This window comes from Cupriavidus basilensis (assembly GCF_029335485.1).
In the GTDB taxonomy this organism is placed as follows: domain Bacteria; phylum Pseudomonadota; class Gammaproteobacteria; order Burkholderiales; family Burkholderiaceae; genus Cupriavidus; species Cupriavidus basilensis_E.
The window spans coordinates 1-10904 of the sequence record NZ_JARJLM010000032.1 but is presented as its reverse complement, the minus strand read 5'-3'; the positions used below and the strand labels follow the sequence as shown (position 1 = coordinate 10904).

Below are 10904 nucleotides of genomic sequence, written 5' to 3'. Positions count from 1 at the left end.
GCCCCTCGCGTCATGCCCGCCGTTGCCGCCCCTCTTGCCGCGACGGCGGCGCCACGGCGTGTGCCAGCCCTGCTGGTGGCCGCCCCGGCTTCGGGCCAGGGCAAGACCACGGTGACTGCGGCGCTGGCCTGGCTGCACCGCCGCCAGGGCCGCACCGTGCGGGTTTTCAAGAGCGGCCCGGATTACCTCGACCCCTCCATCCTGGCAGCCGCCAGCGGCGCGCCGGTCTATTCGCTGGACCTGTGGATGACCGGCGCCGACGATGCCGCCGCGCGCCTCGGCCAGGCCGCGGGCGTAGCCGACCTGATCCTGGTGGAAGGCGTGATGGGCCTGCACGACGGCACGCCCAGCAGCGCCGACCTGGCTCGCCATTTCGGGCTGCCGGTGCTCAGCGTGATCCAGGCCGGTGCGATGGCGCAGACCTTCGGCGCGCTGGCCTATGGCCTGGCCGGCTATGGCCTGCCGCTCCCATCCATGCAGGTGCTGGCCAACGGCGTGGGCTCGCCCCGGCACGCCGATATGCTGCGCGAAAGCCTGCCCGCCCATATTGCCTGGGCAGGGGCACTGGCGCGCGACCCCGCCGCCTCCCTGCCCGAGCGGCACCTGGGCCTGCTGGCCGCCGACGAACTGCCCGATCTCAACGCCCGGCTGGATCGCCTGGCGGATGCCCTGGCCGGGCAACCGCTCGGCGCCCTGCCGGCCGCCGTGGAGATCGCAGCGGCGCCGCCGCTGCCAGCGCTGCCGCCGCTGCTGGCAGGCAAGACCATCGCCGTCGCCCGCGACGCGGCTTTCCGCTTTATCTACCCGGCCAATCTCGACACCCTGCAGGCGCTTGGCGCACGGCTGGCGTTCTTCTCGCCGCTGGACGACCTGGCCCTGCCCGGCTGCGACGCGCTATGGCTACCCGGCGGCTATCCCGAACTGCACGCGGCGCGCCTGTCGGCCAATGCCGGCATGCTGGCCGCCCTGCGCCGCGCCCATGCCGGCGGCATGCCCATGCTGGCCGAATGCGGCGGCATGATGGCGCTGTTCGAAAACCTGGTGGATAAAGCCGGACAAAGCCACTCCATGGCTGGCCTGCTGCCGGGCGTGGTCACGATGCAGGCCCGCCTGGCGGCGCTCGGCCATCAGCAGCTCACGCTGCCCGAAGGCACCCTGCGCGGCCATACCTTCCACTACTCCAGCGCGCAGACCCCGCTGGCGCCCTACTGCCATGCCACCGTGCCGCGCGATGGCTCGCGCGGGGAGGCGGTGTTCCGGCAAGGCGCGCTGACCGCCTCCTATACGCACCTCTACTTCCCGTCCGACCCGTACGCCATCGCGGCGCTGTTCGGTGCAGCCGCGCGCGGCGGCGCGTGATCCGGCAAGCCGCGTGGCAGCGGAGGAATCAGGAGACTGGAGCGTGCCGACGCAACAGATGCGCCGCCGGCAGGGCCCGGAGCCATGCAGGCGCCGGCAGCCGCGGGCGTCGCCACGAGGCGTGGCTTACATCCGGGTGGCTCATATCAGGCAAGGGCATGGCTGCCCGGCAAATCAAGCGGCGTCGGCCCTGTCCTGCGTGCGCTGCACCGCCTCGGCAATGCCGGCCTCAAGTTGCTCCAGCCCCTTGGACAGATTGCGCATGGTGGTCTCCGAAACCTTTTCCAGCACATCCTGCAGAAAAGCCGAGCGCAGCGGCAATGCCTCCTCGACTACGCTGTGGCCAAGCGCCGACAGGGTGACATTGGTCACCCGGTTGTCGCGCTCGCTGGTGCTTCGCTCCACCCAGCCCAGTTCCTGCAATGCCTTCAACTGGCGCGTGAGTGCCCCGGGATCCATGCCGACGCGGTCTGCCAGCGGCTTCTGCGCGATGGGGCCGTCGTGGCCATGCAAGGCGTAGAGAATGCGCCAGCGCGGCAAGGGGTGGCCGATGCGCTGCTCGAAAGCCGACGCATAGGCCCGGTAAGTTCGCCCGAACTGCTGTAGAACAGCCAGGCTCTGTCGCTCCAATTCCACTCCAATCTCCTGCTTGCAGCACCGTACTGAAACGGGCGACATTACCACTTTACGAATTCGCGCCTTGCCGCCCCGATTTTCCGCCTGTTTACTCGGCAGCCATTACCGGTTTGGCGGCCCGCTCCAGCTTGACCGGAGGCACCCGCCGCGAGCGCCACAGCCCCAGCACGGCGATCACCGCGGCCAGCGCCAGGCCGACGTGGATGGCGCCGACCAGCGACAGCCGGGCCTGCTCCAGCAACAGGGCGCCATTGTGCCCGGCTGCCTGCAGTTGCGACAGCAGGCTGGCCTGCGCCGCGTGGTCGATCAGGATCTGCGGATCCGCCATGCGCGCCTGCCAGTCCGCGGCGCCGGCGCTCTGCAACGCATCGTGCACGCCGCTCAGGTAGCGGCGCGTGACCAGCGTGCCGACCACGGCCGTACCGATCATGCCACCCACCATGCGCAGCGACTGCAGCATCGCCGTGGCAATGCCCAGGTGCTCGCGGCCCGCGGTCTGCTGCGCGAACACGGTCAGGTTCGGCATGATAAATCCCAGTCCGAAGCCACCCAGCAGCATGATGCCCAGCAGCAGATGGTGCGACATCCCGCGCGTGGCCTGCGACAGGCCCAGGCAAGCCAGCGCCAGCATGGCGAAACCGGCGTACAGCATATTGTTGGGCTGGCGGATCCGCGTGATGATCCGGCCATTGATGATACTGCCCACCGTGATGCACACCACCAGCGGCGTCACCAGCACCCCCGCCTCCTTCGGCGAATAGCCGAAGCCGCCCTGGAACAGCAGCGGTGCATACAGCAGCAGCGAGAACATCGCGAAACCCACGAACACCGCCAGCAGGAACAACGGCACCAGCCCGGGATTGCGGAACATTTCCAGCGGCAGGATCGGATTCGGCGTCCGGCGCTCCCATTGCCACAGCCCCGCCAGCGCGCATACCGACATCACCAGCAGGCCGCCGGTCAGCAGCCCGAAACCGCGCTCGGGCATCAGTTCCACGCACAACTGCATGCCACCCAACCCCACGCCGATCAGCGCCGCGCCCAGCCAGTCCACCTTGATCGCACCGGCATGCGCCTGCTGGCGCAGGTGCGGCAGGTAACGCCAGGCAAACCACAGGCCCAGCAGACCCACCGGCAGGTTCACATAGAACACCGCCCGCCAGCCATAAGCTTCGGTCAGCACCCCGCCGAGCGACGGCCCGATCGCATTGGCGATACCGAAGGCCGCACTCATCATCACCTGCCAGCGCAAGCGCACATGGGAATCGGGAAACAGGTCCGGGATACAGGCGAAGGCCGTGCCCACCAGCATGCCGCCGCCAATGCCCTGCAAGCCGCGCGCCAGCACCAGGAAGGGCATGCTGGTCGCCATGCCGCACAACGCCGAAGCCAGCGTGAACACCACGATCGACGCCATCACGAAAGGCTTGCGCCCGTAGTAGTCGCCCAGCCGGCCGAAGATCGGCACCGTGATCACCGACATCAGCAGATAGGCCGTCGCCACCCAGGCGTAATACTCGAATCCCTGCAACTCCGCCACCACCGTAGGCAGCGCGGTACCGACCACGGTCTGGTCAAGTGCCACCAGCATCACCACGAAGGCGATGCCCAGCATCGCCATCAGGGACTCGCGGAATGGCAGCACCTGCCCGCTGCTATGCGCCTTGTGAGGCTGCGAAATCATTTTCTTGCCCGGTCAATGATTGTAGAGTCAACCATTATAGGACAGTGGTTGGGGTTGGGGCAGGAAAGATGTGCGGGGACAAAAGAGATCTGAGGTGCGACAAACAAAGTTGAGGTGAGGCTTCCACACCGGTCTCACGTCCATTGACGGCACCTGATATTGCGCTCACGCAATCACGCTTTGTACCCGCGCCTATTTTTATTGCACATGCGCAATCGTACATTCGTTGCAGATCAACTGGAACTGGAGATGCAATGGACTCGACCGACTCTCGACGCCCCGGACACTACGGGATAGCCCTGCTGCGAATCAGCCTGGACGATCATATGGATCGCGCACACGCTTCTGAAGTGGTTCGTCTTCGCGCTGCCGGGAACGGCCCGGTATTTCAAAAGCGTGGGCTTTTCCGGCTTCCTGGCCTACCCGGTCTTCGCCGCCGAGTTGCTTGGCGGCATCGCCCTGGTACTGGGCCTCTACGCCCGGCAGGTCGCGCTGGCGCTCGTACCTGTCGTGGCAGCGGCCGCCTCGGTCCATCTGCCCAATGGGTGGGCTCATACCAGCCCCGGTGGCGGTTGGGAATATCCGCTGTTCCTGATCGTGGCTTCGGTGTCGCTATGGCTGACCGGCGACGGCGCACTTGCCGCGCGCCGCAGTCCGCGCTTCGTTCCTGGTGCGTAAGGAGTCCAGCATGAGCGCAGCCCTTATTCTTATCAGTCATGCCCTGTGCCCTTACGTGCAGCGCGCCGCAATCGTTCTTGCAGAAAAGGGCGTCGCATTCGAACGCCGCGACGTGGACCTGGCGAACAAACCTGCCTGGTTCCTGGAGTGCTCGCCGTTGGGCAAGACGCCCGTGTTGCTGGTGGATGGCGAAGCCATTTTCGAGTCGGCCGTCATCTGCGAGTTTCTCGATGACACGCAGGCACCGCAGCTTCATCCCGGCGATCCGCTGGAGCGTGCCCGGCATCGCGCCTGGATGGAATTCGGCTCATCGCTGCTGAACACCATCGCCGCGTTCTACTCGGCCCCCGATGAAGCTGCGTTGAAGGCGCAGGCCGGGCATATCCGAACTCGCCTCGAACAACTCGAAGCCGTGCTCAGCGCCGGCCGGTACTTCTCGGGGGAGCATTTTTGCATCGTAGATGCCGTGTTCGGCCCCATCTTCCGGTACTTTGACGTGTTTGATGCCATCGACGACTTCGGCTGCACAAGCGGACTGCCGAAGCTCGCGGCCTGGCGCGGCCAGCTTGCCAACCGGCCATCGGTGCGCTCGGCCGTCGCCCCCGATTACCCGCAGCGGCTCAAGGCGTTTCTTCTCGCGCGCGGCTCCGCGCTGTCGCGGCGCATCCAGCGCCCTTCCAGGTGACAGGGGACCGCGTTCGGCAGCGCAGCAATCGCGCCGCCGTTCAAGCCCGGCACCAATGGCGAAGGCCACGAGCACTTGCTGGCGGCCTCGCGCCATCTTTCTGTTCAGACCGGCAGCAGTTCCCCATTGACAATCCACGGCGTGCCAAACCTGTCGATGAGCATGCCCCAGCGCTTGGCCCAGAAGGCGGCTTGCATGGGCATGGTCACCTGGCCGCCGCTGGCGAGCGCTGCAAAGACCTGCTCCGCTTCCTCCGTGGTCGCGTAGTCGACCGCGATGGACACGCCTTTGATGCCCTCGTATGGTAGATGCCCCGGGCAATCCCCGCCGAAGAGCATTCCCCCGCCAGGCAGCGCGAGCCGCGCATGCAGGATGCGGTGGGCAAACTCCCTGGGGATCTGCTCGGCCATGGGCGAATCGGCGCCACTCATCAATACTTCGAGCTTGCCATGGAGCGCCTGCTCGTAAAAGCGCATGGCTTCGGCACAATTGCCGTTGAATGCGAGGTATGCGATGGCTTGGGTCATGTGGGTTCCTTTTGCGATTGGGTGTCACAGGGCCGAACCGGTCGTCCCTGTCCTGGCACGACGCTTGAACCACCCGTGGATCGACAGACTGCCTCTCTTGTTACAAATCTCTCCGGCCCGGTGCCGCATCACCGCCGGGCGCAGCGTGGCATGCGAGCCGTCAGTGACGCATAGCCTGCCCGAACGACGCGTCAAGCGCAAGAAACGGCGTGCCGGCCGTGTCGTCAAATGCTGGAGATCGGCCGATGCTATGAACCGCGATGGTCCCCAGGAATGCGGGCGCCTGGTGCAAACACCGCATACGCCAGCGCCAGCGCAGCCAGGAGCGCGCCTGCGGCGCAAACGCCGGACCATCCCGCATTGGCAAAATCCATGATGAAACCAGTGAGCCTGTGGCCGCACCGATGAAATTGGCCGTCAAATCGGGCCGGCAATTCGGGATTCTCGATTTTCGTTATCGGGAAAACAGGATATCGACGCTCCCGGCATGCATGCCGGAGCCGCGAGTACCAGGGAGTGCCCCCTGCACCCCCGCTTATGACAAAATGCATGCCTCGAACAATACCGGAGTGACGTAGCAGAGCGGACGTCGATGCACCCTTGAGTCAAATTTCTGGCACCGTCCCCATCTCGCTGGTCAACGGCTTCCTGTCAGGTGCGGATCCTGCCGCCATCGAGCGGCTGGCGGAGTGCTCCGGCATTCGCCACGGCTTGCTGCGGCGGGCGGGTTCCCGCGTGACCGAGGAGCAGTTCTCGACGCTCTATCGCCTGCTCGCGACCGAACTCGACGACGAGATGCCGGGTATCTTCAGCCGCCCCTTGCGCAACGGCACGCTGAAGTACTTGTGCCTGAGCCTGCTCGATGCCCCGCGGCTGGAGGTCGCGCTGCACCGGTTCGGCCAGTTTTTCCACCTGATCCTGGATGACTTCAGGCTGGAATCCGGGCGCGACGCCGCGGGCGGCTGGGTTGCCATGGTGGCGGATCCGGCAGGTCCCGGCGTGACCGAACTCGGACGCGAACTGATGATGAAGCTGGTGCACGGCATCGCCTCATGGCTGGTGGCGAAGCGCATCCCCCTGATTGCCGCCGAATTCGATTTTGCGCGTCCCGAGCATGCGGCGGACTACCTCTACCTCTTTCCCGGGCCGGTCCAGTTCGGCAGCGAGCGGACCCGCATGCGTTTTGAAGCGGCCTACCTGGAAATGCCCGTCCGCCAACGCAAGTCCAATCTGCAGCGGTTTCTCGCGCGCGCGCCGGAAGACTGGATCTTTGTCTCCTTTGCCGAGCAGATGGTCTGCCACCGGGTCCGGCAATACCTCGCCGATTGCCTGCCCGCCATGCCGACGCTCGAGGTGGTTGCCCAGGACCTGCACTATTCCGTGCGTACCCTCTGCCGCCGGCTGGCGGAAGAGGGTACGACCTTCCAGGCGATCAAGGACGACGTCAGGCGCGATATCGCCATCCAGCGGCTCACGCGCTCGCCCGACGCGATCGCCGCCATCGCGTATGACGTCGGCTTCGACAACCCGACCGCCTTTCACCGTGCCTTCCGGCACTGGACCGGCAGCACGCCCAAGGCGTATCGCGGCATGGCCTGAGCCCTGTCGCTACGCGGCCGTGCCGGTGTCACTGTAGTGCCGGCCAAATTGCTGCCGCAGCACCAGCTTGTGCAGCTTGCCGGTGGCGGTCAGCGGCAGCTCGGGGACGAACACCACGTCGTCCGGGATCCACCACTTCGCGACCTTGCCTTCGTAGAAAGACAGCAGTTGCCTTGCATCCAGCGTGCTGCCTGCGCGCCTCACCACGACCAGCAAAGGCCGTTCGTCCCACTTTGGATGCGCGCAGGCGATACACGCCGCCAGTTCGACTTCCGGATGCGCCACCGCGATCCCTTCCAGTTCAATCGAGGAGATCCACTCCCCGCCGGACTTGATCACATCCTTGCTGCGGTCCGTGATCTGCATGTATCCGTCGGCGTCGATGGTGGCCACATCCCCGGTGGCGAACCAGCCGTCCGGCGAGAGACAGGTTTCGTTCATGCCGTAGTAGCGCTCCACCACCCAATGGCCGCGCACCAGCAGATCGCCCGCGGAGCGGCCGTCCCACGGCAGCTCGGCGCCGTCTGCGCCGACGATCTTCATTTCCACGCCCGGCACTACGCGGCCTTGCTTTGCTTCGATCTGCGCCCGCTCCTGCGCCGTTTTTCGCGCGAAGCCCTGCGTGGGCGCGAACACGGTGCCGACCGGCGACAGCTCCGTCATGCCCCAGGCGTGTACCGCCGTGATGCCAAGCTCGCCCAGTGCCGTCGCGAGTTGCGGCGGGCACGCCGCCCCGCCCACGATGACGCGCTGCAAGGTGCCGGCGCGCTTGCCCGTGCGGCGCATATGGTCGACCAGGCCGAGCCAGACGGTGGGCACGCCGGCAGAAAGCGTCACGGCTTCCTGCTCGAACAGCGCCGACAGGGATGCGCCGTCGAGCGCGGGGCCCGGCAAGACCAGTTTTGCGCCTACCAGCGGCGCGGAGAACGGCAGCCCCCAGGCATTGACGTGGAACATCGGCACCACCGGCACCACGGTGTCGGACGCCCGCAGGCACAGCGCGTCCGGCAGCGACGAGGCATAGGCCATCAGGCACAGCGAGCGATGCGAGTACAGAACGCCCTTCGGGTTGCCGGTGGTGCCGGAGGTATAGCAGAGCACCGCCGCCAGTTGTTCATCCAGGCGGGGCCAGTCAAAGTGCGCCGGCTGGCCTGCGATCAGGGCCTCATAGCTTTCGAGCGGCAAAGCCGATGCTTGCGGCAGGCCGGCGGCGTCGGACAGCATGACCCACGCCTCCACATGCGGGCAATGAGGCGCGATCTGCTCGACCAGGGCAAGGAACGAGGCATCGAAGCAGACCACGCGGTCGCGTGCGTGATTGACGATGTAGGCAATCTGCTCCGGGAACAGGCGGGGGTTGATGGTATGACAAACGGCGCCAATGCCGGTCACGCCGTAGTACAACTCAATATGCCGGTAGCCGTTCCAGGCCAGCGTGCCCACTCGGTCTCCGGCCACGATGCCCCGGCCCGTCAGCGCATTGGCCAGCTTCATGGCGCGGACATGACAATCCCGGTAGGTATACCGATGGATGTCGCCTTCGACACGGCGCGACACGATTTCCACCGCACCGGAGTGCCGCGCGGCCTGTTCGAGCAACGACGACAACTGTAGCGGCGCATACATCATCTGACCGAACAGGTCCATGTTCTTGTCTCCTGACAGGCTGGTTATGGTGGTGCCGGATGCAGTCAGCGGTCGCAGCGACGCCGGCTGCGAGGCATTCTAGAGGCGGCCGCCGGCTGCGGCACTGACAGGAATGGCCGAACTACTAACAAAACCGGCCATTCGGGAGCACGCTCACGGTAATGCGGCCAGGGCGACGCAAAGCGGCTGGATTTGTCAATGAATGGGCAGGTTTGGCTATTCCCGCGTGGCGTGGCGGGCGCTACGATCCAGGTATCCGGAGCATGCGGCGCCGCTATCCAAGCCGAAGCGCCTCGCTCCGCGCAGCCATCCCCAATATGGAGTCCCCCAACATGACCTACCGTGCCCCGCTCAAAGACATGTTGTTCGTGATGAACGAACTGGCCGGCCTGGACGCCGTCAGCAAGCTGCCCGGTTTCGAGGACGCCACGCCGGAGACCGCGCAGGCGGTGCTCGACGAGGCCGCCAAGTTCAACGAGCAGGTGGTGGCGCCGCTCAACCGCATCGGCGACACCGATCCCAGCAGCTGGAAGGACGGCGTGGTCACCACCACGCCCGGTTTCAAGGACGCGTTCCGCCAGTTTGGCGAGGGCGGCTGGCAGGGCGTGCTGCATCCGCAGGAGTTCGGCGGCCAGGGCCTGCCCAAGCTGATCGCCACCGCCTGCAACGAGATGCTCAACACGGCCAACCTGTCGTTCGCCCTGTGCCCGTTGCTGACCGACGGCGCCATCGAGGCCTTGCTGACCGCGGGCAGCGACGCGCAGAAGGCCATGTTCCTGCCCAAGCTGATCTCCGGCGAATGGACCGGCACCATGAACCTGACCGAGCCGCAGGCCGGCTCGGACCTGGCCGCGGTGCGCACGCGCGCCGAGCCGCAGGGCGACGGGACCTACAAGCTGTTCGGCACCAAGATCTTCATCACCTACGGCGAACACGACATGGCGCAGAACATCGTCCATCTCGTGCTGGCGCGTACGCCGACGGCGCCCGAGGGCGTCAAGGGCATCTCGCTGTTCATCGTGCCCAAGTTCCTGGTGAACGAAGACGGCTCGCTGGGCGCGCGCAACGATGCGCATTGCGTATCGATCGAGCACAAGCTGGGCATCAAGGCCAGCCCCACCGCCGTGCTGCAGTTCGGCGACCATGGCGGCGCCATCGGCACGCTGGTCGGCGAGGAAAACCGCGGCCTGGAATACATGTTCATCATGATGAACTCGGCGCGCTTCTCGGTGGGCATGCAGGGGATCGCCGTGTCCGAGCGGGCCTACCAGCAGGCGGTGGCCTTTGCCCGCGAGCGCGTGCAAAGCCGTCCGGTCGACGGCTCCGCGCGCGAGGCGGTGACGATCATCCATCACCCGGACGTCAAGCGCATGCTGATGACCATGCGTGCGCTGATCGAGGGCGCGCGCGCGGTGGCGTATGTGGCCGCGGCGGCGTGCGATGCGGCGCACCAGCACCCGGACCAAGCGGTGCGCGGGCAGAACCAGGCCTTCTACGAGTTCATGGTGCCCATCGTCAAGGGCTGGAGCACCGAGCTGTCGATCGATGTCACCAGCCTGGGCGTGCAGGTGCACGGCGGCATGGGCTTCATCGAGGAAACCGGCGCGGCCCAGCATTATCGCGACGCCCGCATCCTGCCGATCTACGAAGGCACGACGGCGATCCAGGCCAACGACCTGGTCGGCCGCAAGACCGTGCGCGACGGCGGCGCGGTGGCGCGCGGCATCTGCGCGCAGATCGCGGGGACCGAGGCGGCGCTGGGCGCGCACGGAGGCGCGGCGTTCGCCGCGGTGCAGGCGCAACTGGCCAAGGGGCGCGCGGCGCTGGAGGCGGTGGTGGCATTCGTGGTGGCCAACGCCAAATCGGACCCCAACGCCGTGTTCGCCGGCAGCGTGCCTTACCTGAAGCTGTGCGGCATCGTGTTCTCGGGCTGGCAGCTGGGCCGGGCGATGCTGGCGGCGGAAGCGAAGCGCGGCGAGGATCCGGCGTTCCTCGACGCCAAGATCGCCACCGCGCATTTCTTCGCGGAGCATATCCTGTCGCAGGCATCGGGCTTGCGCGACGCCATCGTGGCGGGGGCGGCGCCGGT

The 10904-nt window shown here is 66.5% G+C and carries 9 protein-coding genes; 5 read left to right on the top strand and 4 right to left on the bottom strand.

Annotated features, from left to right (window positions below; translation table 11 throughout):
• The first annotated feature begins 12 nt into the window (after positions 1 to 12).
• A complete protein-coding gene (locus P3W85_RS02030) occupies positions 13 to 1359 on the top strand; it encodes a cobyrinate a,c-diamide synthase (protein ID WP_276263536.1) in 1347 nt (448 codons plus the stop codon).
• A gap of 174 nt (positions 1360 to 1533) precedes the next feature.
• Here P3W85_RS02030 and P3W85_RS02025 read toward each other — a convergent pair whose 3' ends face one another.
• Positions 1534 to 1995: a MarR family winged helix-turn-helix transcriptional regulator gene (locus tag P3W85_RS02025; protein ID WP_017224168.1), complete on the bottom strand. Its 462-nt coding sequence runs from the start codon at positions 1993 to 1995 to the stop codon at positions 1534 to 1536.
• Between the two features lie 88 nt (positions 1996 to 2083).
• Positions 2084 to 3679 carry an MFS transporter gene (locus tag P3W85_RS02020; protein WP_276263535.1) on the bottom strand — a complete coding sequence of 532 codons (1596 nt, stop codon included), beginning with the start codon at positions 3677 to 3679 and terminating at the stop codon, positions 2084 to 2086.
• 321 nt (positions 3680 to 4000) lie between these two features.
• Between P3W85_RS02020 and P3W85_RS02015 the strand changes: the two genes are divergently transcribed.
• The gene (locus P3W85_RS02015) at positions 4001 to 4357 is read left to right on the top strand and encodes a DoxX family protein (protein ID WP_430869474.1); all 357 of its coding nucleotides are present in this window, start codon (positions 4001 to 4003) and stop codon (positions 4355 to 4357) included.
• Between the two features lie 10 nt (positions 4358 to 4367).
• Positions 4368 to 5042 carry a glutathione S-transferase family protein gene (locus P3W85_RS02010; protein WP_276263534.1) on the top strand — a complete coding sequence of 225 codons (675 nt, stop codon included), beginning with the start codon at positions 4368 to 4370 and terminating at the stop codon, positions 5040 to 5042.
• A gap of 104 nt (positions 5043 to 5146) precedes the next feature.
• Here the strand turns inward: P3W85_RS02010 and P3W85_RS02005 are convergent, their stop codons facing one another.
• Positions 5147 to 5569, bottom strand: a complete 423-nt coding sequence (locus P3W85_RS02005) for a VOC family protein (RefSeq protein WP_017224172.1) — start codon at positions 5567 to 5569, stop codon at positions 5147 to 5149.
• Between the two features lie 600 nt (positions 5570 to 6169).
• Here P3W85_RS02005 and P3W85_RS02000 point away from each other — a divergent pair.
• Entirely contained in the window at positions 6170 to 7168 is a 999-nt protein-coding gene (locus P3W85_RS02000) for an AraC family transcriptional regulator (RefSeq protein ID WP_017224173.1), read from the top strand.
• Between the two features lie 9 nt (positions 7169 to 7177).
• Here the strand turns inward: P3W85_RS02000 and P3W85_RS01995 are convergent, their stop codons facing one another.
• Positions 7178 to 8815 carry a 3-(methylthio)propionyl-CoA ligase gene (locus tag P3W85_RS01995; RefSeq protein WP_276263533.1) on the bottom strand — a complete coding sequence of 546 codons (1638 nt, stop codon included), beginning with the start codon at positions 8813 to 8815 and terminating at the stop codon, positions 7178 to 7180.
• A gap of 332 nt (positions 8816 to 9147) precedes the next feature.
• On the opposite strand from P3W85_RS01995, the gene P3W85_RS01990 reads away from it, so the two are divergent.
• Positions 9148 to 10904: acyl-CoA dehydrogenase (locus P3W85_RS01990; protein ID WP_276263532.1), on the top strand; the 1757-nt coding region annotated here is incomplete at its 3' end.